We start from the raw sequence: 21,159 nt of genomic DNA on the forward strand, positions 1-21,159 counted from the left end.
GGGAGCAAAGCGGCACAGCAAGGCACCTCATTTGCTCCCGCAGCGAGATTGGGCAGCGAAGTTATCCCATTAAAATCACGTTATCGATCACATGGATCACGCCGTTATCAGCTTCGATATCCGCAGCGACAACTGTAGCATTTTTCACCTCAAAACCGTCAGAACAATCAATTTTAATCGGCGAACCTTCCAAGGAAGTAACAAAACCGAGTTTGGCCAAATCAGCTTTCATAAACTTGCCCGATACGACATGAAACATCAAAATCCTAGTCAGTTGGGGAACGTTCTGTACTAGGGTGGTGATAGTTCCCGGCGGCAATTTCGCAAAAGCATCGTCAGTGGGTGCAAAGACAGTAAAAGGGCCCGGACTTTTGAGCGCGTCTACTAAATTAGCTACTTGCACGGCTGTTACGAGGGTTTGGAACGAACCCGCACCTACGGCAATATCAACAATATCAGGCATTGTGTTTTACCTCATCTGGGAAAAAAGTTCTATTAAGTATCGTAAACTGAGGCGGGCAACAATACCTACTGTCTTTTTTGAAAAATTGGTAATTATTTTGTAGTGAGGACTTCAATCCTCAGATTTTTGATGAGGACTGAAGTCCTCACTACAAACCTAATAATATAGGACTTACGCATGGGGGCCCTGAAACCTGGTTTTTTACGAAAATACTTTGTTAAAACCCGCAGATTAGGTGAAAAACCCAGTTTCGAGGAGTCGGAGTGCGTCCAGGACTGTAATAGTTATTTTACCAGACATAATATTACTAACCGCTTGGCATTTTAACCGCGCGGGGGTTTACAATTTCTACAATACTGCTGCGGGCGATTGTGATACCCCAATTCTCGGTTTCTGAATCTGCTACTTCAGCATTTAGGTTTTCTCCCTTTTGAATGCTAAAACTGCCGTACAAAATTGAAATTTCAAAAATGTCTGTAGTAATCACCGCAGGCTTGCGGTGTTCGGCATCGCCCAAAGAAATTCCGAAGAATTCAGCTTCCAGTTCGGCAACTGCCTCTTCATCGTGTACAGTCCAACTGATATCGCGACAGTCTTTGAATGCCAGGATATAAGGCAATCTTTCTTCTGGATTGTAGACGCATTCAATTAATACTTCGTTTCCCCATGAAGATACGTTGACTTTTGTGATTAAAGATGTAAGACCACCCAATCCAAGCAAGTTATAGTCATCCTTCCAATCACTCATTTAATTTTTCTCCCGTATTGTGAGTACCTAGAAGTAAATTACCAAATTCGTCTCTCGTTCGCAATAATTTACCATCTTTATCGAGACGCAAACCTTTGTTGAGATTTTTTCCATCTGATCCATATTTCGGTGCAGGCGTTCTAATCACTTCACCGTTAGGACGGATCATTACTGTTGACTTATCAAAAAATTTATATTCAACATAACCATCTCTAGTAGTTCTGATTTCTGCACCCAAGCCGCGCAAAAAATCATCGATTTCTTGGCGAGTCATCCCGGTTAAGTCTCCAAACTCAGATGCAATTCCATTTCCTCCAACTCCCTGACTCGGCACGCAAGTCTCCTCACCAACCATTGCTTATTGGAGTTTAGCACGGTTGAAGAATCGCAACAAGGAAGTTCGGCAACGGATTCGCTTTCTGAGAATGTAATGGAAGGAAGAAGGAAGAAGAAGGAAGAAGGAGAAAGGAAGAATCATTCCTCAAACTCGCAATGGCCAATTACCAATGCCCAATGCTTTTTTGCCCAATTACCAATTCCCAATTCCCAAAACAAATAGGGCGCGCACCGCACGCCCTATCCCTATCTATCAGCAATTAGCCAACACTTATTGACCGCCGATTTGCACTTTCACCACGCGGTTCTTTTCCGCTTCTGCTTTGGGTAAATTCAGGTGCAAAACTCCATTTTTGTACTCAGCTTGTACGCTGTCATTTTGAACCCGTGCGGGTAGGGGAATCACCCGGCGGAACGAACCGTAGCGGAACTCAGAGCGAGTCATGCCTTTATCTTCAGTCTTAGTTTCCTGATGGCGTTCGCCGCTGATAGCAACAGCTTCTGCGGTTACTTGTACATCCAAATCCTTAGCTTCCATGCCTGGAACTTCTAATTTAAGGTGGATGGCTTCGGGAGTTTCATCGAGTTCGGCGGCGGGTACAAAAGCAACACCGTTAGATGCGCGATCGGTTGCCGGAGTCAAGCTATCAAACAACCGATTCATTTCTCGCTGCAAGGAGTCCATTTCCCGCAAAGGTTCCCAACGAATAAGTGCCATAACTAATACCTCGACTATCTGAAGTTTTTAGGGGTTGAGAAACACTTGACTCAACCTGTATTTAATATATTCCAGCTCCAGAAACAGGGGGATTCGGTTTTCCGCAAAAAGACCGATCGCATTTCCGAACATTCGCGATCGATACTTCTAAATCATTGCAGGTGCGGGTATCCGATCGCACTGCAGCCAAACACTTTTAGATTTTAGATTGCATCTAGAAGTTCCAACCTAAAATCTAAAATTTAAGATCTCCAATTTCAGATCGGTTAACTCCACCGCGAATGCTGATAAGAAGCGTAGGTATCAAACAAAGCACCCACCAAACCAAAAGTTAGACCGATCACGAAAAAACCCTGGAGGGGACAGCCGCTGCCGAAAGTAGCTAAGAACTGCAAAATCAGGTCTTCTCCAGAACGACCAACTCCTTGGAGAGCAGGGACGAAGCCGATCAGCGAAAAGCTAGTCAATCCCGCGCCGATTAACAATATGGGGGCGACAAAGCTCAACAGGCTGGTCAGCAGTACAGAGCGAAGAAAATTGGGAAAAATGCTCATAAGGGTCGGTAAATTCAGCTAAACTGCCGAAAGGTACAAGCAAACAAAACTTGTCCTTTTCTACGATAGGCAGCGATCGCCCTCAGTGGGCGGTTCTGTCAGAAATCTTAAATGTTATAGAAAAAACTTGTTTAAGATTTGTAGAGAGATTTCATTTTTGGCAGTTGTTCTAGAGTCGAAATCCTTTGAGCACAACTACACCATCGAGCCTCAGTTTGTGGAGTCAGCGGTTGCTGGCAGCAATTTTATTGGGCGGCCAAGTCATGCTGCACTTGCTGAAGGGCAAAATTCACCGCCGCAACACCCTCGACCAAATGGCAGCAGTCGGCCCGGAATCCCTGCTGATTGCTTTGCTGACTGCGGGTTTTGTCGGCATGGTATTTACTATTCAGGTAGCGAGGGAGTTTATTAACCTCGGGGCCGGCAATGTCGTCGGTGGCGTTTTGGCTTTGTCTTTGACTCGCGAACTCGGCCCCGTCTTAACAGCCGTCATCGTGACGGGACGAGTAGGTTCGGCTTTTGCAGCGGAAATCGGTACGATGCAGGTAACAGAACAGATAGATGCCCTGCTGATGCTCAGAACAGACCCGATAGACTATTTAGTCATTCCCCGAGTCATTGCTTGCTGCTTGATGCTGCCAATTTTAACCATCATGTGTCTCGTCACCGGCATCCTCGGCGGACTGCTGATTGCTACGACGATGTACGGCATCTCTGAAAGCGTGTTTTTAGAATCAGTCCGCAATTTCCTGAGTCTGTGGGATATTTGCAGCGCGGCAATTAAGGCTTTTGTATTCGGTGGCTTGATTGCTGTAATCGGCACTAGCTGGGGTTTGACCACCACCGGCGGCGCAAAAGGCGTCGGTCAATCGACTACTACGGCGGTGGTGACGGCTTTACTGGCTATTTTTATTGTGAACTTTTTCATGACATGGCTGATGTTTCAGGGGACGGGTTCTAGCGTACTCAAAGGCTTGTAAGCTAGGAAACAGATAAAATATGAATAATTGGCAACATTCGTTTACTACCCTTGATTTAAACTCGTGAATACAACTGCCTCTGCTACTGCGCCGACAAGTACAATCGAACTCGCTCCGAGTTATGCGATTCCCCTAGTCCTGGTACTGGCGGCCGTACCACTGCTTTTCGTGCAGAAGTGGGTAAGTTTGCCACTTTCTGTGTTCGGTTTGTTTCTGATGTACCAAGCCGCCACCATCCGGCTACAATTTACCCCAACAGATTTGGACATTTATCGATCGTCCAACTTAATCCGTCGCTTTCCTTACCGAGAATGGCAAAATTGGCGGATATTTTGGCCCGCTGTGCCGATTTTGTTCTATTTCAAAGAAATTAACAGCATTCACTTTCTGCCGGTTCTGTTCGATCGTAAAATGCTACAGACCTGCTTAGAACAGCGCTGTCCCCGTCAAGACTAAAAAAGTTGTTAATTTTTAATTTTTAACTTTTCCGTGCCCTACGCCGAACCAAATTTCCCATGAATTCAGACGAATCTCCAACCCAAGAACCGCAACCACAACCAGCCGCCCCAAGCCGTGCCGGCGAAGTCGATTTACCTGTGAAAGAGACGGAGTACCAACTTCCATCTCAAACAGAGGATTTGTGGCTCGACCAAAATGAACTTCAAGCCCAAATCCCGGCCGAAACCGACCCGCCCCTGGGCGAGGAAGATGCCGAAATCGCCCAATTCGTGGACGAAGCAGGCGCAATCGCCCAAATTCCGCCCAACACCGACGATGCCGAATCAGAAAGTCCGATCGCTCAAATTGAGCTTCCAACAGACTCCCAGCCAACAGCAACCGCAGAAATGGTAACGCACATCCCAGAAAATGTTACCGAACAGTTGGCAGAGAGAGTGAAAGAATTGCAGCAGCAAGAACAAGCTTTGACAGAAAAAATTGCCGCCTTGGAAGCCGACAAAGCCAATGCTATAGAAGCGTTGGGTTCCGCTCAAGCATCGATCGGGCGTTTGGTACAAGACGGCTTGATTCAACTAGATCAGCGCAAACAAGCGCTGCAAATCGAAGTAGAAAAACTCGAACGCCGGCGCGATCGAATTCAAAAGGAAATGCGAACCACTTTTGCCGGCGTTTCCCAAGATTTAGCAATTCGAGTCCAGGGTTTCAAAGACTATCTAGTAGGCAGTTTGCAGGATTTGGCCGCCACCGCCGAACTCTTAGATTTGACGCCACCGATGCAAGAGACGCCCAAGCAAATTCCTGCTGAGGAGTCTCAATCCTCAGCACCAGTAAATCCCAAATTTGCCGAACAGGGATTTCAAGAACAAGCCAAACAAATTCGCCGCACCCTCGATCAATATCGCACTCTTCCCGACTACTACGGGCCGCCTTGGCAACTCCGCCGCACTTTTGAACCCATCCACGCGGAACGAGTTTCTAACTGGTTTTTCACCCAAGGAGGAAGGGGTGCTTTGCGGACTATGGGTTCGCGCTTGCAAAATATCTTGATTACTTCGACTATTATTTCTGTACTCAGAAGCGTCTACGGCGGACGGGTGCGGACTTTGGTGCTCGCCAACAGTCCCGAACGTTTGGGAGAGTGGCGCCGGGGTTTGCAGGACTGTTTGGGGATTACTCGCAGCGATTTTGGCCCGGAACGGGGGATTATTATGTTTGAGTCTGCCGAAGCTTTAGCTCAAAAAGCCGATCGACTGGTGAAAGATGGCAAATTGCCGCTAATTGTCATTGATGAAACTGAGGATTTAATTAGTTTGTCAATCCTGCAATTTCCGCTATGGCTGGCATTTGCTGCTGATCCGCAAACTTTGACGACTGCTAAGGATTTTTGATTGAGTAATTGGTAATTGGTAATTGGTAATTGCTAATTAGTAATTGCTAATTGCTAATTATGCTATGGAAAAGGTTGCAAATTTTAAAAGTACACGAAATCTCAAATTAAAAAATGGCTAGCTGGATAATTTTAAATGGCGTATTGCTAATAGCAGCTTATCTGCTGGGTTCGATTCCTACTGGGTACGCCTTGGGGAAATGGATGCTGGGAATTGATATTCGAGAGGTTGGTTCTGGTTCGACTGGTGCGACTAACGTACTGAGGACTTTGGGGAAGTGGCCGGGGTTGGGGGTGTTGCTGGTTGACGTGTTGAAGGGGGTAAGTGCGATCGTCCTAATCCGCTACATTTACTCTCTCACTTTTACCAGCCAGCTAGCAACCGCCGCAGGTTTAGAAAATACTGAAACAGTCCTCCCTTGGATGGCAACTTTGGCAGGTTTCTCGGCTGTTTTGGGTCACAGCAAATCTATTTGGCTGGGGTTTACCGGCGGTAAATCTGTGGCTACGAGTTTGGGAGTTTTGCTGGGTTTGTACTGGCCAGTTGGTTTGGGAACTTTCGGAATTTTTGGAATCGTGTTTGCGGTGTCGCGAATTGTTTCTTTAAGCTCGATTATCGGAGCAATTAGCGTTGCTGGATTGATGTTTGCTTTACATCAGCCGCTAGCTTATGTATTGTTTGGCATTGCGGGCGGCGTATTTGTAATTGTGCGGCACCGGAGCAATATTCAGCGTCTGTTGAAGGGTACTGAACCGAGGATTGGAGAGAAATTGGAAACAGCAGCTAGCGATTGATATTACCCACAGTCAGGACACGGCACTACAATTAATCGGGTGATGGTTACATCTTATATCTTGCACCATTCTCAATTACTTGTTTAGGAACAGGCAAGATGCCTGTTCCACAAGAAAATTTATCTTTTGTGGAACGGGCCGGAGAGCCCGTTCTTGAGAATGGTGCAAGATGTCAGTTACATCCAAGCCAGGAAGATTGATTATTTTGCGGTAGGGAAACGGCAATGCCGTTTCCTCCGTTGCTAAATTAGTTCTAGATGCAGAAACCGAGTTTTTTACGGAAATAGTGCATTTTAGCCTTTAACACTGATGAAAAACCCGATGTTTTTGGTATTGATGCGTAACTCCTGTGAATGTAAAATGCGATCGCCTTTTTAGAATCCAGACAACTTCGGCGAAGTCGGGGATTTGGGTATAGCGCTTAATAAAATCCCTAAAATTTTTCCGACAGCGCTCAGATAATACTCGCTCGCATCAATAGAAAGAATATTGCCCTCTAACTTCAAAAATCTCCACACAGTACCCGAGGTCACGGCTCCATAAATGATTGGAATGTGATTTCCTTCTTCCTGATTAAATAACTGAGTCGCTAACATCTCCGCTGCACATTGCCCGAAACCAGCCTTAATATCTTCTTTTTTAGCTTCAACAAGGGTAATAACAGGAGCGCTGATAAACAGCCGTTCCGCTGACAAACTCATTAAAAAATCACAGGTTCCATTTAATCCTTTTTCAGGAGCTACATTAAACTCGGAACCGGAAAATAGACCAATCTGATAATTTAATTGTCGCCTAACTTCAAGTAAAATGGGTGCGATAATCAGTTCAGAGCGAGCTTTTTCCGTATTTATATCTACTGCTAATGCTGCGTTTTCTTTCAAAGCTACTTTCAGGATTTCGCTAGATTCTACTTCTGATATATCGGCAAATAAATCTTGATTTTCGTTAAGAGTTAAGTCAAATTGCTTGACAAGTTCCTTCAGCTTGAAGTCGCTATAAGCCATCTTAAATTCTCTCTTTTTATTTGCCCAATTCTTGAGAACGCAAACAAGCTGCTTTCACTGCTTCGATCAGCGCAGAACGAAAGCCGTTACTCTCTAATTTAGCAATTCCCGCAATAGTCGTGCCGCCGGGACTTGTAACTTGATCTTTCAATTCTGCTGGGTGCATTCCCGTTTCTTGCATTAGCTTCGCCGTACCGAATACAGTTTGCAAAGCTAATTGAGAGGCGATCGCCCGTGGCAGTCCAGCACAAACTCCGCCATCTGTCAAGGCTTCAATCAAAATTGCTACATAACCAGGCCCGGAACCCGAAAGCCCGGTCACCGCATCCAGCATACTCTCAGGCACTTCTACCACTTCTCCCACGGCCTGAAAGATGCGCTTTACCAATTCTAAATGAGCTGGTTGCACGAGTTTTCCAGGGGCGATCGCGCTCATTCCTGCTCCTACCGTTGCTGGAGTATTCGGCATCACACGCAGCACTCCCCGCCCCGGGAAGGCTGGTTCAAGCTTGCTCAGTGGCACTCCAGCCAAAATCGACACTACCAGCGCTTCTGGCTGGGAATTAGCCGTTTCTCCATTATTTCCCTGTTTGCGATCGGCCGCCACGGCCAACTCCAAAGCTACCGTATCAAAAACTTGCGGTTTAATAGCCAAAAACAGCACTTCTGTAGCCGCAGCAACTTCTAGATTGCTGGCTGTTGTTCCAATCCCGTAGGTTTCCGTCAAAAATTGGCGGCGTTGAAGTTGTGGGTCGCTCACCAATATTTCTGAAGGCAAATAAACTTTTTGTGCAATTAAGCGGGATAAGAGAGCCTCTCCCATTACCCCGCCGCCGATACTACCAAATTTTATATTAGTCATTTGTTAGTTGTTATTAGTTAGTTGTTATTAAGCTCTTCTGCATTTAAATTGTATGTCAAAAAATCATCAAACTCTTGTGGGGTGGGCGTCTCGCCCGCCCTGAACCTACAATTTAAATGGGCGACAGCTTAGTTATTTGTTATTAGTTATTTGTTATTAGTTATTTTTCAATAGCCAACTGCCAACTGCCAACCGTCAACTGCCAACCGTCAACAGTCAACAGTCAACAGTCAACAGTCAACAGACTACTGAGCGATTGGAGCTTGTTCTGCCGGCCACACTGTCGGTGCAGGAGCAGCAGGACGAGGGCGTCCTTGAGCAGGAGGCACTTCGTGAACCACACCAGACTGAGTTCTCACCTGCACGCAGCTAGGCGTAAACAAGAAAATACTTTCGCCAATTCGCTCTTGATGACCGTCCAGGGCATAAGTACCGCCCGCCACAAAGTCCACAGCTCTTTGCGCTTGGTCTGGGTCCATCACCGTCAGGTTCAAAACCACAGACTTCCGTTCCTTAAGCGCTCGAATTGCTGCCGGCATCTCTTCAAAAGTGCGCGGCTCCATTACTACTACTTCCGAAATCCCGTTCATAGCTCCAGGCATTCCTATCACGTTATTCATTACTGACCCTACTCCCGCAGTTGGTGCAACGACATCCATACCTGTCGATCCTACTACTGACCGCTCCCGCATTCTACGATTTTGACGACGTTCTTCTTCTGCTGCTGCGACGGCAGCGGCGTTGGGTTCAGGCGCTTGGTAGAAGTTCTGATAGCGCTCCCCTTCCGTTTCGTCGTACACGTCATCGTACTCAGGCTCATTGTTGATGCCTACAAAATCTCGCAGTTTAGAAAAAATATTCATGATTCACGCTCCTTCACGACTTGGCTGCCCCGACTATACTCGCGTTGCGCGTTAGTCGCGGGTGGCTGACTACTCTATATTTAACCTAAATTGTCTTTATTAGAAGATTTCAATTATTTATCCCCTCCTAGAGCCAAATAAGGTTTGTCCTAGCCGTACCATAGTAGCACCTGCTTGAATTGCCAAATGATAATCCCCCGACATCCCCATCGAGAGCTGCTGCATTTGAATGCAGGGCAAATTTTGCTGCTGGATTTTGTCAGCAAGTTCGCGGGTGCTGTTAAATAATTCTAGGATTTGCGAGTCATTTAACCCCAGTGGGGGTATTGTCATCAAACCTTGAATTTTGATATGCTGACATTTGTTGAGTTCTGAAAGGTCGGCAAGCAGTTCTGGAACGCTCCAGCCGTATTTGTCCGGGTCGGGCAACATTTTGACTTGCAGGCAGACTTGGGGAGAGCAGGACATTTCGCCCGCCAAGCGCGAAAGTCGCTGAGCGAGTTTTAAATTGTCGAGAGAGTGAATCCACTGGAAATGCTCTAAGGCCTTGGCGGCTTTGTTGGCTTGCAAGTGCCCGATCAAGTGCCAGTTGATATCCGGTAAATCTTGCAGTTGGCTTTGTTTTTCGGCTGTCTCTTGAACCTTACTCTCGCCAAAATCCCGGATACCGGCGTCGTATGCTTCGCGGATAGCATCAGTCTGTACCTGTTTGGTAACGGCAATTAACCGCACTGATTCCGGCAAGTGTTGGCGAATGCTGTGAATTCGAGAGGCAATGGTCATGGTTACTCAACGCTCTTGACTGGAGGGAAGGAAAATTAAGACAGTTACCAATTACCAAATTACTGATTTTCCTTATTGAAATGTGCGCTGGTGAATGGTCTGCAATTGGTCGTACTCCTGATATTGACCGCTGCGACGCAGGGTTCGCAGGCGAATTTCGACCATGAGGCGAGCGTCGGAGCGGCTGATTGGTTCAAATCTCAGCCCGCCAGGGCCGTTTGTCACCAAAAAAAACAGGCGCTGGGCGTATAGGGTGGTAAATAATTCTTGGCTGTCTTCAACCTGGGATACCCTGAAGAGGAGGCCAAAGTTTGGATGATTCAGGTAAGTTTCGGTAGTCATTCACGCTCACAATCGATCAATTTTAGATTAAAGATTTAGATTTTAGATTTTAGTTTCGCTCGATCGCCCGACGGCGTTGTTTGACAGCGGGCTACAAAGGGCGATCGCCGTAGCCGTGCAATAGTCTCCGTCGTGGCTGAGGCTCAATTGCCACTGGCAATTTCCCCAAACAGAGGCGTGCGCTGCTGCGGTTCCGTGCAGTTGCACATTGGGAGCACCGTTTGCGGAGCGCCGAATCTCCACATCTGCATACCGTATTCCCCGCCATCCCGTGCCTAAAGCTTTGACAACGGCTTCTTTTGCTGCCCAGCGCCCCGCTAGTTGGTTGCAGGAAACTCGATTCATTTTACCTTTAATGCTGCTCTGTTGAGAATTTAGTTGCCCGCAATCCCTTTGTTCGGCGGGCGTGTAAACTTTTTCGAGGAAGCGATCGCCAAATCGATCTAATGCCGCTTGTATGCGCGGAACGTATACGATATCTGTCCCAAGATAGATGTTCAAGGTCTTGGTTCTCTAAATATTTGTCTCCATTACTTTAGCAGGACTGTGGCCCACCAGACCAAACTGACTCAAATGTAGACCAGTGCTTGAAACCCAGCTAGAATCAGTCATTCCCAATTCTTCAATATTATTCAATCTAAAATCTAAAATCTAAAATCTAAAATCTTAACTGTCCCAACCCCAAACCAAGCGGGCGCTCCAGAGGACAAGCAAGCAGCCGAGGGCGATCCAGTCTCGGATTTTCAATTGCAACTGGTGCCATTCTACACGGTGTCGATCGGGACTGGTGAAGCCGCGAACTTTCATGGCGCTGGCAATTTGTTCAGCTCGCAGGAGCAAGTTTTCTAACAGCCGCTCGGCTATCATCAACCAAACTTGAGCGGCGCGACGAAATCCTAGTTTTTTCCAGTTTATCGCTCGGGTACTCACCGATCGCACTAAATTTTGTATTTCTTCTAATACTAGGGGAATGAATCGCAAAGATAGAGTTAATGTTAATGCTATTTCGGTAACAGGCCAATTCAAGCGGCGCAGGGGCTGCATTAAGTTTTCAATCGCGGCGGTGATTTCTTCGCTGGCTGTGGTGAGAAGGTAGAGGTTGGTGCTGTAAATTACTGTGAAAAATAGGGTGCTGACGTTGATAGCTAAATCTAGGGATTTGCGGGTGATTTTAATCGGGCCTTGTTTGAATACAACGTAACGGTAGTTTGTGGGTTGGGGGAGTTGATTTGGGCTTTGGGCTTTGGGATTGGGGATTAGGGAGTTTGAGCCTAAGTTAAAAGATTGGTACCAGGATTTGGGCTTTTGAGGGGGTGGAAGAGTTGCGGGCTGTTGGGAAAAGGTTAATTCGTCGGCGGGGATGCGGGGCTGGTGTTCTGAGGAGAGTCCGTCGGGGGCGATCGCGCTGAGGCCAAATACTAATAGGCAGAATAGCAGCAGCAGTCCCATTTGCTGTTTCCACACGCGCCAGGGAATTGCTGCAATTAGTGTCAGTACGATTAACATTCCTACTAGCATCAACCGCCAAATGGGATTGGCGAGTATTGGCGCAATCAGAAATGTCATCAACCAGGCGAGTTTTACGCGGGAGTCTAGCCGGTGAAGCCAGGTTACAGGTTGTTCTAGGTAGAGTCCTATGGGAAGCGAGCGAAGTAAATCCATGTGGTCAATTTGAGATTTTTAATAAAATTAATAGACCTCTTGCATTCATTCCAAAATCATCTGGAAATTATCTGCGTTTGTCTGTGTTTATCTGCCTTACATCTGCGGTTTCTGTAGCAAAAAAGGACTTCTACAATAGTTCTAATTTATTGAACCGCGAAGACGCTAAGGACGCGTTCGGCGAAGCCGTTCCCGAAGGGTAGGAAGACAAAGAAGGAAGAGAAAAGAAAAAAACGCAATTTGCTTATATCATTAAACTGCGTTTTTTCTTTAATCTAGAGTCGAGAATTACTTCACGCGCAGTGCTCTGTTGGTTGTGCTCATTTCGGTAGCACGAACTTTTTTGCCTCTCCAAAGTAGCCGCATTGGTGTACCGGTAAAGCCTAGGTGTTTTCGGAATTGGCTTTCCATGTAGCGGCGGTAATTTTCGGTGAAGCGTTTGGGATCGTTGACAAATAGGGCGATTGTCGGTGGCTGCGATCGCACTTGAGTACCGTAATAGATTTTGCCTTGTTTTCCTTGGCGGGTAACTGGGGCTGAGTGCCAGCTTGTGGCTTCTTCTATGACTTCGTTAATCACGGCGGTAGTGACGCGGCGCTTGTGTTCGTCGGAGGCTTTGTCTACTAATTCAATGATTTTTTCAACTCGCTGTCCACTCATGGCGCTAACAAAAATCATTTCTGCCCAGTCGAGGAAATAAAGTCGGGTTCTTACTTCTCTTTCGTACTCGTAGATGGTATCGGAGTCTTTTTCTACTGCGTCCCATTTGTTGACGACTATGATGCAGGCGCGACCTTCTTGGCTGATGCGATCGGCTAATTTTTGGTCTTGGTCGGTAACGCCGTCAATTGCGTCAATTACTAACAGTATGACGTTGGCGCGGCGGATGGCTTTGAAAGCGCGGTTGATGCCGAAAAATTCTGCACCGTATTCAACGTTTTTCTTTTTGCGGATTCCGGCTGTGTCAATCAGGCGGTACGTTTGACCGTTGCGTTCTACTAAGGTGTCGATCGCGTCGCGGGTTGTGCCGGAAATCGGGCTGACTATGGCGCGGTTTTCTCCGAGAAATGCGTTTAACAAACTCGATTTGCCGACGTTGGGGCGACCGATAATTGCTACTTTAATTTCCTCAACTTCTGGTAATACTTCGGTGGGAAGGTAAGTAATTAATTTGTCAAGCAATTCGCCGGTGCCGTTGCCGTGAATGCCGGAAATTGGGTAAGGTTCTCCGAGTCCCAATTGCCAAAAGTCTGCTGCTTGGGTGAGTCCTGTATTTTCGGATTCGCACTTGTTGACGGCGAGAATGACTGGGACTTTTTGCAGTCTCAGCCAAGATGCGATCGATTCGTCGCCGCCGGTGAGGCCGGTTTTTCCATCTACTACGAAAATGGCTGCGCTGGCTTCTGCGAGGGCTGCCATTGCTTGTTCGCGAATTAAAGGCAAAAATTCTGTCTCGTCGTCGAATACTAGCCCGCCGGTGTCTACGACTTGATATTCCCGATCGCCCCAGTATGCTGGTCTGTAAGTGCGATCGCGCGTGATTCCGGGTTCGTCGTGGACGATCGCGTCTTGGGTGTTGGCTAAACGGTTGACGATCGTCGATTTGCCTACATTGGGGCGTCCAATAATAGCAACTATAGGTAGAGACATAAAAGTAGCAGCAATTAGGCTGCGCCGTAATTTTGAGGTTTAGTCTTGTATTGTAAGCTAATCTGACCGGAATTTTATAGATTGAGCCTGTGTTTCTGTCTTTTCATGGTGTAGGCGGTGTTTTACCGATCGCCCGTTTAAACATTGAACCCTAAAAAATAGCCACAGCCTATGGATCTGCATTCCCAGCCAGACTCTGAGAATTAGAAATAAAACTTAAATAACTCAACAAATCATCTCATGTGTGGTAATTCTTTGATGATTATGAAGGCAGATAGAGGATTTTAGCGATCGGCTATTATTAAAAAAAATCCGAAGTTTAGTTTTTGACGAAAGCTTAAAACAGCAGCTTAAAAATGGAAACTAAATTTCCCTCAAAGCTCAACACATTAGGTGGTAATATGGCTGTTCTGCAACTAGAAGACGGTAGAACATATACGGATATCCGGGCGATCGCGAGTCAACTGGCAGTTTTAAATATTGAGATCGATTCCCTGCCCACAAACGAAAATCCGGCGTTTCAAGAACTGCTCGTTCAAGACATTCTCAATGTAACCGAAAAACAGCAGATTCTCGCAGCATTTAATAGCGAGTTTGAACAGTTTAAGCGCGCCAGCGGATATCAGTGGTGCGACTTAAAAGTGCTGCATCCCGGTTCGCAGCAGATTTACGCGCTGATGACTCAAAGCGATCGCACTCACACCCACACAGATGCAGAAGTTCTTCACCTTTTAGCTGGGGAATGCGTTTTTGGGTTTGTGTATTCTAACGGCTCTCAGGTACAATTAATGCTGCAAGCTGAAGAATACATTAAAGTGCCGGCCAATACCGAACATTGGTTTTATCTCACTCCGTCCCTGTACTTGAAAGCCTTGCAGTATTACACCACTGCTCAAGGCTGGGTTCCTCAGTATACTAACAGGAAACTAAAAATTAAAAACTAAATTTAGGGTGCGCTTCGGCGCACCTTCCTCTATCAAAATAGGCAAGTGAAAGGGCGACTCTAGAAACAAAGTCTCTCTCTAAAAGACGAGGATTAAATGCTCTCTCCTTTATTAGGTGCAGCCATTTCAATTTCTTCGCACCGCTGCAAAAGCGCTTCTATTTCCTGGGCTAAAAAAATGACTTCGGGCCAAGAAGAACCGTTAATTAAATCTTGAGCGTGAGCTAATTTGTTTCTCAATGCTTCTGCTGACTTTAAAAAACGCTCTCCGTAGCGTTTGGATTTGAGCCCCAGCCGATCGACTATTTCAGCAGAAGTCAGGATTAAATCTCGCTTGTCGCAGAATTGCAGGTAATCGATTAAGTCAATTGCTTCATTTCGCGATCGCCCCAATTCCCAAAGGTGTTTTGCCGCTAAGATGCGATCGCCCTTAAGCCACTGTTGCCAAGAATCTTGGGGAAAGTAAATCCGCACGATCCGCAATAAATTCATTTCGAGAAGCGTCACCAATCCAAACAGCAGCATCCGCACCGGTGCTTTTTGCAAATCGCCGCAAGTAACAATACCGTTGATCCTGTTGCTTTCTAATACAAATAATCTCGGTTTTTCTCGCAGCAGCGGCAGCAATTCCATTAAAGGAGTGGCGGCGGCGATTAATTGTGAGGGGTGAAAAATTTGCTGGTAGTCGCTGCACTTGCCTGTCATTAAGTGCGATCGTTCTACATAGCCACAAACCGTGCCGTTTTCTTCGATCCCGATCACGTCAAAATCGCGGGCCTCCATCCACGATCGCAGTTTGGCTGCATCATCGCAAGCGGGGACAGCTTTCAGCGGTTCCGCGAGATATTTAACTGTAATGCTGTCTTTGAATAAATCCCGCAAGTCGGCGGAACTTGATTTTAAATGTTTCATCTCATGTGCGGTAATTTCATGGATTGTTGCCCGACAAAATGACAATTCATATTTTAACTGCAAGTAAAAACGCCGCCTTAACGTACGAGAATCTCAGTTTTGTAAAAAGCGTTTTTTAGGAGTGCGAACGTCTCCCTTACACTCCTGTAAAATCAAAACAGAGATGCTGTCTTACCGTCTCCATACAAATTTCATGATATTACTTACTGGCTAATTCCGGGCAATAATGGTGGGCGGCAAGGGTGGTAATAATATCGGCATCCGCGAGAAAACTTTCTTTGACAGTTGGATTTTCGATACTGGCAGCTTGCCCGATCGCTCTTAATTTAAATTCCGGCAGAGAAAGTCCAGATTTTGCTTCCGCACACATTCTTTTAGCAGCCGCAATTTTTTGACCAGGTGCCCTTTGGATTGCTTGCAGTAAATTATCCGTGGCTTCGGGAGAGTAGCTTTTTGCTAAGCGTTTGTAGTCTTCGAGAAATTTACCATCGTTTCCTGTCAGCTTAATGTCGAATTCTTGAGGCGAACACAACAAATTTAAGTTAATTACTTCTCCCGCTGAATTGACCAGAAAACATCCTTCGCGTTCTTGGGCGATCGCGCTTTTGTCGCTGGGAACCAATTGTATAATAATAACGGACAAAACAGCAGTTAGACGCGAGTATTTTAGCATTGGAATTACGTGATATAGTTGGGATTTTTAACCGCCGAATGCGGATAAAAGCGGTGTTTTTGAGTCAGAGCGTCTCCGGTAAATTAACCCAAATAATTGTAGGGGCGGGTTTCACCAACAATCTATAATTATAACTAAAAATATCTACATAAACCCGCCCTCCAAGCTGTAGGCTATTCAATCGACATAATATCAGACGAGCATTTCGTTGTCTATGGAAGTTTTCATTAACAGCAAACATCCCCCTTGTGTGAGGGGCGAATGTGTGGAACCTGGAACCGATCGAATGTAATCGCCTTGATGGCAAATTTCCCCTTCTACAATTAAGTCTCCTTCTAATACAAGCACTTCCTCCGAGGCAGCGTGTCGGTGCATGGGAAATGTTACTCCCGCTTCTAATCGAATCAAGCAGGTAATTTCGCGCTTTTTTTTGTCAATGTAAAGCTTGCCGAACGAAACTCCCGGAACTCCATAAGATTTCCATTTGACATCGTGCGATCGCACGATTAAAGATGGAGTATTGTTTTCTGTTGGGGAGGTAACAATGGGCTTTAAATTGACTGATTCTGTCGGGGTTGGCGGCAGTTCGGCTATGCGCTGTAACAGGCGGTTTTTGAGGTTGGGGGCGACTGGAATTGGGGGGACTGTGTAGGCGATAGCGGCAATTGTGGCTTCAAAAGCCGCTAATTCACCTTTAAGTTCTGCGAACTCTTTCAATCTCTCTGCAAATGCGCCGCGTTCTGACTCGTCGAGGGTATCGAGAGCTTGAAGGGCTGCAAGGATGATAGACTCCTCGTCTGGCATCATTTCCATCTGTTTTCCGCCATTAATTAAGTAATTCAGCCTAGGTTGATTTTAAACTTTAAATTTGTCTGCGGCCCTCGCACTCAAGATGGATGATTGGAGATGCCATAATTTTAGAGTGATGTTAAACAACTTAAATTGTGTTTTTTGACCATCTAAAATTGTTCGCTCAAAGCTTGACGCAATTTGGAAATACCCAACCGAATTCGGGTTTTGATTGTACCTGTCGGGATACCCGTTTTAGCCGCGATCGCCGCGCAAGTCAGCCCTTGGTAGTAGGCTAGTTCGATCGCCTGTTGCTGTTCCTTTGGCAGCTTTTCTAAGGCCGCTTTGACTTGTTCGCGGCGTTCTTTAAACATTGCATCTTCCATCGGTTCTGCAACACTAGAGATGGGTACTTTAGCCTCTTCCAGACAAGCTTCAGCAGCCCGGACTCTTCGCTGTACTGCTCGCAGCCGATCGAGGGAACGACTGCGGGTAAGCATGAACAACCAGGTATCTGCTCGACTGCGAGAAGGATCGTAAGTTGCTGCTTTTTGCCAAATTTGGGAAAAAACATCGAGTACCACTTCTTCAGCTTCTTCTACCGAACCCAGAATTTTGTAAGCGAGAGCGTAACTTGGACGACCGTAGCGATCGTAAAGTTTAGCTAATGCCGTTTGGTCTTTCCGGGCAATCTGCACTAAAAGCAGCGATTCATCGCCTGACTTCTGGCCTGTCATTTCAGTGTACCGAAAATTTTTGTTTTGACTGCACAGATCCAAAATTAAAAATTCGGCGTATATCCCTACAGAACATAATTGTAAGTTTAAAGTTGGGGGTACCAGCTAGAATAGGCCTTTTAGGGCTCATTTTCTCGTGCTTTGAATTGTAAAAATCCCAAGTCAGCTTGAATTTTACCACTTAATTAGTGATTTTTTTGAGACTTAGCAATCCGCTTTATGCAGAACCAAGAAATCCCTGAGCCTGAACAGTCAAAATTGCGCCCTGCACTCGTTCCTAAGCTCTGTTCGCTCGCTCCCAAGAAGAGCCGGGAAATTCATATAAGCAAGGCTCTGGCTCCACTAGATCGAGGCAGGCTCTGTCTTTGAGCAGGCATTCCCAAGAATACTCCGGGAACGAATAAATCCTCAATAACGCACTTTTTTACATAAATTAATCTGGCAGCACAGATCCAAAATTGTCAAACCTTCGTATACCACCAATAGGAGAAGGCTCAGCAACAGCGCAAAAGCCCGACAGGTTGACAGATTTTAACCTGTTGCTACAAAAGTAAAACCCGCGAATGCAGGTTATTTACCATTGATTTGTGCAAAAATATCATTGAAATAAAGGTGCTAAGAGTGAAGCTCACAAAAAAAATTCGCCGAACCATACTAGCTATTGAAGTAGCTCTAATTGTTGTATTAACTCCCGGGATAATTGCCGCTTCCGACCACGACGACGGCGAAGTCGATATCAAAGGTCGCGCTGTCAACTTAACCGACCTCTACGTATATCGAGAAAAAGACCAAAACTCCAGTGCTGCGGACGGGGATTTAGTCTTTACAATGAATTCAAATCCCCGGTCTGTAGCCCGCTATCAATATTATTTCAGCACTACAGCCCTCTACCAATTTCACATCACGCAGGTGGGTGACGTGAATTCTACCCCGACTGGACGCGCCGATATTATCTTGCGGTTTGCCTTCAGTCCGCCTAACAATCAAGGTATGCAAGCGGTAGCTGTAACTGTTGTTCGCGGCGGCTCGGAGACAACTACTAAGACTACAGTTAATGGCGGGCTAATTGCCACAACTCCGTTGAATTCTAATGCTGTTTTGAATACAGTACCTGTGGGCGGTTCTAACTTGACTGTATTTGCAGGTTTGCGGGAAGACCCGTTTTTCTTTGATGTGGAACAATTTTTCCGAGTCCGCGCTGGAGCTTTGGGAACGGGGCCGAAAGTAGGTTTCAAGCAACCGAATCAAGCGATCGACTTTACAAAAGGTTACAACGTCAATACAATTGCTGTGCGCGTTCCGAAAGCATTTTTGCAAGCAGGAACTGGGGCGAATACTTTTGATGTTTGGTCAACTGTTTCGATCCGGGATGGAGCTGGCGGTTTCAAACAATTCGAGCGTTTGGCGAGACCTGCAATTAATGAGGGTTTGATAGTTTCTCCCGCTTATCTGGAGGCATTTAATAATATTCCTCCGAGATTGGATTTGAGCGCTGCTGCTGCTCCGGTGCGGCAGGAAGCTGTTGCTACTCTGAATGCTGTGGATCTTTTGGATGGCAAGGATAATGTCGATCCAAATGCGATCGCCGGAGCTTTCTTGCCCGATGTTATGCGGATCGATACCACAAAAACCAGTGGCTACGCTAGCGCTACAAATTCTCAAGGAAGTTTGATCGGAGGTCGTATGCTGATGGACGACGTTATTGATATCACTCTGGGAGCTTTGGTGGGTTCTCCGGTTGGCGATAACGTTTCATATAACGGAACTCCGGGAAATCCGGCTCAGGGACACAAACCTTTAGAACCGAATTTTCCTTATTTGGCTTTGCCTAATTAGTCATTAGTCATCTGTCATTAGTTATGGTTTATTGACTAATGACAGATGTAAAATACTTTTTTAACCGCAGATGAACGCTGATTAACGCGGATGTATGAAAACTAAAACTAAGCATGAAATAAAATCGGATATTTTCTGGTGGTGGCTGCTGATAGTGGTTCCTTTAGTTGGGATGGGAGTAGTAAATTTATTTCCTAATTGGCGTTTTATTGCCGATAAAATTTCTAACAGAAGCCCCGAAAATCTCGATGCTAATTACCGCTATAATTTCTCGGAAACCTTAAGAAATAATCCTAATCAAAAGGAAGCTATTCAGCAAGAGATTGCTTTTTACCAGCAGCGATTGGCTGTAGATTCCCGCAGCGGTTTGAATCGGGCGGCACTGGCGGGATGTTATTTGAAAATGGCTCGCGCTACTGGGGAGGGAGGTTGGTTTTTATTGGCAGAACAGGCGGCTGAAAGGTCGATCGCCGATTTACCTTTTGACAACAAAGGTGCGCTGTTAGTTTTAGCTCGAATTGCCGAGGCCAGACACGATTTTGCTACTGCTTTGCGCTTGGCTAAACAGGTGGGTTCTGATAATGAAGATGCGATCGCCCTTTCAGTTACATCTCACTTAGCGATGGGTAAAGTGAGCGAGGCAAATGCAGCCGCAGAAGTTTTAGTTAAGCGGATTCCTAACTTGGGTTCTCTCACTTTGAGAGCTTTAGTGAGAGAGTCTCAGGGCCGAGATGCTGAGGTTTTGCAGGATTACCAGCAAGCAATGGTGGCGGAGGAACCGGGAGAGGTAGCGGGTTCGGCGCGGGCCCGATCGCTCTTGGGCCGATTTTACGCGCGTCGTGGGCAGTTTGTGCAGGCGAAAGCGCTGTTTTTGGAGGCGCTGCGGTTGCTTCCGCGATACCCGCTAGCGCTGATTTATTTGGCGGATTTGGAGACGCGGCAGGGTAATTATCGGGAGGCAGAAGGCTATTACAGCAAGGTTTCTGCGTATTCGGGCGGGGTTGCGACTGTGTTCGATCGCATTGTCGATCGCGGTATGGCGAGAGTTAAAGAGTTCGAGGGAGATGCGATCGAATCCCGGCGACTGCGCGACAAAGCAGAGGCGGGGTTGCGACAGGAACAGGTTTCTGGAGCTCGCGGTTTCGGGCATCGGCGCGATTTGGCGAGTTTGCTGCTGGAAAAAGGTCGATCGCAGGATGTCGCCGAAGCGCTGGCGTTAATGCAGGATGAGGTGAAAATTCGGCGGGATGCTGTCACGCTGGATACTTTAGCCTGGGCGCTTTCCGCCGCTGGGGAATGGCAAAAGGCCGATCTAGTGATGGCCGAAATAGTGCGATCGGGGATTCGGGATGCGGGGATGTTTTACCGGGCTGGTGCGATCGCCCGGACTTTAGGTAAAGATACCGAATCTCGCGCTTATTTTCAAAAGTCCAAGGAAATTGACCCGAGTTTTGACGATCGAGCTCGCCAAGCATTGGGCTTGGGAAGCTATGAATTTTGAGATTAGCTAATAGCTGCAACTCGGCCAAGTTCGGCACTCCGTCAATCCGCCTGGGGTTGAAACCCCTGCCTCAAAGTTTAACTTGTCTTGCATAGGACTGAAATCCCCAATTGTTGAATTTGATTAGCTATTCAGTCGGTTTCAACCGAGTTTCGCTATGAG

The 21,159-nt window shown here is 46.5% G+C and carries 25 protein-coding genes; 8 read left to right on the top strand and 17 right to left on the bottom strand.

The features are described 5' to 3' along the window. Positions 1 to 61: 61 nt before the first annotated feature. The 3 genes from QT996_RS05430 to QT996_RS05440 all read right to left on the bottom strand — a co-directional run bounded on the left by QT996_RS05430 (position 62) and on the right by QT996_RS05440 (position 1,566). Complete coding sequence (locus QT996_RS05430) at positions 62 to 463, bottom strand: fasciclin domain-containing protein (RefSeq protein WP_006634220.1); 402 nt, start codon at positions 461 to 463, stop codon at positions 62 to 64. A 307-nt stretch (positions 464 to 770) separates the two neighbouring features. Beyond that, entirely contained in the window at positions 771 to 1,211 is a 441-nt protein-coding gene (locus QT996_RS05435; RefSeq protein WP_333045090.1) for a hypothetical protein, read from the bottom strand. Further along, positions 1,204 to 1,566: a hypothetical protein gene (locus tag QT996_RS05440; RefSeq protein WP_333045091.1), complete on the bottom strand. Its 363-nt coding sequence runs from the start codon at positions 1,564 to 1,566 to the stop codon at positions 1,204 to 1,206. The genes QT996_RS05435 and QT996_RS05440 overlap by 8 nt, the downstream gene beginning before the upstream one ends. A gap of 6 nt (positions 1,567 to 1,572) precedes the next feature. On the opposite strand from QT996_RS05440, the gene QT996_RS05445 reads away from it, so the two are divergent. Next, the gene (locus QT996_RS05445; protein WP_333045093.1) at positions 1,573 to 1,770 is read left to right on the top strand and encodes a hypothetical protein; all 198 of its coding nucleotides are present in this window, start codon (positions 1,573 to 1,575) and stop codon (positions 1,768 to 1,770) included. A gap of 48 nt (positions 1,771 to 1,818) precedes the next feature. Here the strand turns inward: QT996_RS05445 and QT996_RS05450 are convergent, their stop codons facing one another. Both QT996_RS05450 and QT996_RS05455 read right to left on the bottom strand, forming a co-directional pair. Beyond that, entirely contained in the window at positions 1,819 to 2,265 is a 447-nt protein-coding gene (locus QT996_RS05450; RefSeq protein ID WP_333045094.1) for an Hsp20/alpha crystallin family protein, read from the bottom strand. A 266-nt stretch (positions 2,266 to 2,531) separates the two neighbouring features. Then, on the bottom strand, positions 2,532 to 2,819 hold the full coding sequence (locus QT996_RS05455) for a hypothetical protein (RefSeq protein ID WP_333045095.1): 288 nt from the start codon (positions 2,817 to 2,819) through the stop codon (positions 2,532 to 2,534). Between the two features lie 185 nt (positions 2,820 to 3,004). Here QT996_RS05455 and QT996_RS05460 point away from each other — a divergent pair, with 185 nt between their 5' ends. The 4 genes from QT996_RS05460 to plsY all read left to right on the top strand — a co-directional run bounded on the left by QT996_RS05460 (position 3,005) and on the right by plsY (position 6,440). Continuing rightward, a complete protein-coding gene (locus QT996_RS05460) occupies positions 3,005 to 3,799 on the top strand; it encodes an MlaE family lipid ABC transporter permease subunit (RefSeq protein WP_333045097.1) in 795 nt (264 codons plus the stop codon). Positions 3,800 to 3,862: 63 nt separating this feature from the next. Beyond that, positions 3,863 to 4,255 (top strand): DUF3119 family protein, encoded by a 393-nt coding sequence (locus QT996_RS05465; protein ID WP_333045098.1) that lies wholly within the window; start codon positions 3,863 to 3,865, stop codon positions 4,253 to 4,255. Between the two features lie 59 nt (positions 4,256 to 4,314). Beyond that, positions 4,315 to 5,646, top strand: a complete 1,332-nt coding sequence (locus tag QT996_RS05470; protein WP_333045100.1) for a DUF3086 domain-containing protein — start codon at positions 4,315 to 4,317, stop codon at positions 5,644 to 5,646. A 113-nt stretch (positions 5,647 to 5,759) separates the two neighbouring features. Then, positions 5,760 to 6,440 (top strand): glycerol-3-phosphate 1-O-acyltransferase PlsY, encoded by a 681-nt coding sequence (gene plsY / locus QT996_RS05475; RefSeq protein WP_333045103.1) that lies wholly within the window; start codon positions 5,760 to 5,762, stop codon positions 6,438 to 6,440. A gap of 374 nt (positions 6,441 to 6,814) precedes the next feature. Here the strand turns inward: plsY and QT996_RS05480 are convergent, their stop codons facing one another. The 8 genes from QT996_RS05480 to der form a co-directional block, all read right to left on the bottom strand. Continuing rightward, complete coding sequence (locus QT996_RS05480) at positions 6,815 to 7,444, bottom strand: hypothetical protein (protein ID WP_333045105.1); 630 nt, start codon at positions 7,442 to 7,444, stop codon at positions 6,815 to 6,817. A gap of 16 nt (positions 7,445 to 7,460) precedes the next feature. Further along, positions 7,461 to 8,306 carry a pyrroline-5-carboxylate reductase gene (gene proC / locus QT996_RS05485; protein ID WP_333045106.1) on the bottom strand — a complete coding sequence of 282 codons (846 nt, stop codon included), beginning with the start codon at positions 8,304 to 8,306 and terminating at the stop codon, positions 7,461 to 7,463. Between the two features lie 245 nt (positions 8,307 to 8,551). After that, positions 8,552 to 9,169, bottom strand: a complete 618-nt coding sequence (locus QT996_RS05490) for a cell division protein SepF (RefSeq protein WP_333045108.1) — start codon at positions 9,167 to 9,169, stop codon at positions 8,552 to 8,554. Between the two features lie 117 nt (positions 9,170 to 9,286). Continuing rightward, on the bottom strand, positions 9,287 to 9,952 hold the full coding sequence (locus QT996_RS05495; protein ID WP_333045110.1) for a YggS family pyridoxal phosphate-dependent enzyme: 666 nt from the start codon (positions 9,950 to 9,952) through the stop codon (positions 9,287 to 9,289). 72 nt (positions 9,953 to 10,024) lie between these two features. Further along, positions 10,025 to 10,294 carry a transcriptional coactivator PipX gene (pipX, locus tag QT996_RS05500; protein WP_006634205.1) on the bottom strand — a complete coding sequence of 90 codons (270 nt, stop codon included), beginning with the start codon at positions 10,292 to 10,294 and terminating at the stop codon, positions 10,025 to 10,027. 42 nt (positions 10,295 to 10,336) lie between these two features. Continuing rightward, positions 10,337 to 10,795, bottom strand: a complete 459-nt coding sequence (acpS, locus tag QT996_RS05505; protein ID WP_333045111.1) for a holo-ACP synthase — start codon at positions 10,793 to 10,795, stop codon at positions 10,337 to 10,339. A gap of 165 nt (positions 10,796 to 10,960) precedes the next feature. After that, positions 10,961 to 11,956 carry an energy-coupling factor transporter transmembrane protein EcfT gene (locus tag QT996_RS05510; protein WP_333045112.1) on the bottom strand — a complete coding sequence of 332 codons (996 nt, stop codon included), beginning with the start codon at positions 11,954 to 11,956 and terminating at the stop codon, positions 10,961 to 10,963. Between the two features lie 288 nt (positions 11,957 to 12,244). Continuing rightward, the gene (gene der / locus QT996_RS05515) at positions 12,245 to 13,606 is read right to left on the bottom strand and encodes a ribosome biogenesis GTPase Der (protein ID WP_333045113.1); all 1,362 of its coding nucleotides are present in this window, start codon (positions 13,604 to 13,606) and stop codon (positions 12,245 to 12,247) included. Positions 13,607 to 13,962: 356 nt separating this feature from the next. Here der and QT996_RS05520 point away from each other — a divergent pair, with 356 nt between their 5' ends. After that, positions 13,963 to 14,550 carry an acireductone dioxygenase gene (locus QT996_RS05520; RefSeq protein WP_333045114.1) on the top strand — a complete coding sequence of 196 codons (588 nt, stop codon included), beginning with the start codon at positions 13,963 to 13,965 and terminating at the stop codon, positions 14,548 to 14,550. Positions 14,551 to 14,642: 92 nt separating this feature from the next. Here the strand turns inward: QT996_RS05520 and QT996_RS05525 are convergent, their stop codons facing one another. The 4 genes from QT996_RS05525 to QT996_RS05540 all read right to left on the bottom strand — a co-directional run bounded on the left by QT996_RS05525 (position 14,643) and on the right by QT996_RS05540 (position 17,660). After that, the gene (locus QT996_RS05525) at positions 14,643 to 15,461 is read right to left on the bottom strand and encodes a hypothetical protein (protein WP_333045115.1); all 819 of its coding nucleotides are present in this window, start codon (positions 15,459 to 15,461) and stop codon (positions 14,643 to 14,645) included. Between the two features lie 199 nt (positions 15,462 to 15,660). Then, positions 15,661 to 16,134: a DUF732 domain-containing protein gene (locus QT996_RS05530; protein WP_333045116.1), complete on the bottom strand. Its 474-nt coding sequence runs from the start codon at positions 16,132 to 16,134 to the stop codon at positions 15,661 to 15,663. Positions 16,135 to 16,326: 192 nt separating this feature from the next. After that, complete coding sequence (locus QT996_RS05535) at positions 16,327 to 16,941, bottom strand: cupin domain-containing protein (protein ID WP_333045118.1); 615 nt, start codon at positions 16,939 to 16,941, stop codon at positions 16,327 to 16,329. Positions 16,942 to 17,093: 152 nt separating this feature from the next. Further along, entirely contained in the window at positions 17,094 to 17,660 is a 567-nt protein-coding gene (locus QT996_RS05540; RefSeq protein ID WP_333045120.1) for a sigma-70 family RNA polymerase sigma factor, read from the bottom strand. A gap of 621 nt (positions 17,661 to 18,281) precedes the next feature. Between QT996_RS05540 and QT996_RS05545 the strand changes: the two genes are divergently transcribed. After that, a complete protein-coding gene (locus tag QT996_RS05545; protein ID WP_333045121.1) occupies positions 18,282 to 19,496 on the top strand; it encodes a DUF4331 domain-containing protein in 1,215 nt (404 codons plus the stop codon). A gap of 94 nt (positions 19,497 to 19,590) precedes the next feature. Next, positions 19,591 to 20,997, top strand: coding sequence for a tetratricopeptide repeat protein (locus tag QT996_RS05550; protein WP_333045122.1), 1,407 nt, complete (start codon positions 19,591 to 19,593; stop codon positions 20,995 to 20,997). Positions 20,998 to 21,159: the final 162 nt, after the last annotated feature.

This window comes from Microcoleus sp. S13C4 (assembly GCF_036700865.1).
In the GTDB taxonomy this organism is placed as follows: Bacteria; Cyanobacteriota; Cyanobacteriia; order Cyanobacteriales; family Microcoleaceae; genus Microcoleus.

Coding starts and splice junctions, on each gene's coding strand:
- QT996_RS05430 (WP_006634220.1), bottom strand. CDS start 463: ATGCCTGATATTGTTGATATTGCCGTAGGTGCGGGTTCGTTCCAAACC.
- QT996_RS05435 (WP_333045090.1), bottom strand. CDS start 1,211: ATGAGTGATTGGAAGGATGACTATAACTTGCTTGGATTGGGTGGTCTT.
- QT996_RS05440 (WP_333045091.1), bottom strand. CDS start 1,566: ATGGTTGGTGAGGAGACTTGCGTGCCGAGTCAGGGAGTTGGAGGAAAT.
- QT996_RS05450 (WP_333045094.1), bottom strand. CDS start 2,265: ATGGCACTTATTCGTTGGGAACCTTTGCGGGAAATGGACTCCTTGCAG.
- QT996_RS05455 (WP_333045095.1), bottom strand. CDS start 2,819: ATGAGCATTTTTCCCAATTTTCTTCGCTCTGTACTGCTGACCAGCCTG.
- QT996_RS05470 (WP_333045100.1), top strand. CDS start 4,315: ATGAATTCAGACGAATCTCCAACCCAAGAACCGCAACCACAACCAGCC.
- plsY (WP_333045103.1), top strand. CDS start 5,760: ATGGCTAGCTGGATAATTTTAAATGGCGTATTGCTAATAGCAGCTTAT.
- QT996_RS05480 (WP_333045105.1), bottom strand. CDS start 7,444: ATGGCTTATAGCGACTTCAAGCTGAAGGAACTTGTCAAGCAATTTGAC.
- proC (WP_333045106.1), bottom strand. CDS start 8,306: ATGACTAATATAAAATTTGGTAGTATCGGCGGCGGGGTAATGGGAGAG.
- QT996_RS05490 (WP_333045108.1), bottom strand. CDS start 9,169: ATGAATATTTTTTCTAAACTGCGAGATTTTGTAGGCATCAACAATGAG.
- QT996_RS05495 (WP_333045110.1), bottom strand. CDS start 9,952: ATGACCATTGCCTCTCGAATTCACAGCATTCGCCAACACTTGCCGGAA.
- pipX (WP_006634205.1), bottom strand. CDS start 10,294: ATGACTACCGAAACTTACCTGAATCATCCAAACTTTGGCCTCCTCTTC.
- QT996_RS05510 (WP_333045112.1), bottom strand. CDS start 11,956: ATGGATTTACTTCGCTCGCTTCCCATAGGACTCTACCTAGAACAACCT.
- der (WP_333045113.1), bottom strand. CDS start 13,606: ATGTCTCTACCTATAGTTGCTATTATTGGACGCCCCAATGTAGGCAAA.
- QT996_RS05520 (WP_333045114.1), top strand. CDS start 13,963: ATGGAAACTAAATTTCCCTCAAAGCTCAACACATTAGGTGGTAATATG.
- QT996_RS05525 (WP_333045115.1), bottom strand. CDS start 15,461: ATGAAACATTTAAAATCAAGTTCCGCCGACTTGCGGGATTTATTCAAA.
- QT996_RS05530 (WP_333045116.1), bottom strand. CDS start 16,134: ATGCTAAAATACTCGCGTCTAACTGCTGTTTTGTCCGTTATTATTATA.
- QT996_RS05535 (WP_333045118.1), bottom strand. CDS start 16,941: ATGATGCCAGACGAGGAGTCTATCATCCTTGCAGCCCTTCAAGCTCTC.
- QT996_RS05540 (WP_333045120.1), bottom strand. CDS start 17,660: ATGACAGGCCAGAAGTCAGGCGATGAATCGCTGCTTTTAGTGCAGATT.
- QT996_RS05550 (WP_333045122.1), top strand. CDS start 19,591: ATGAAAACTAAAACTAAGCATGAAATAAAATCGGATATTTTCTGGTGG.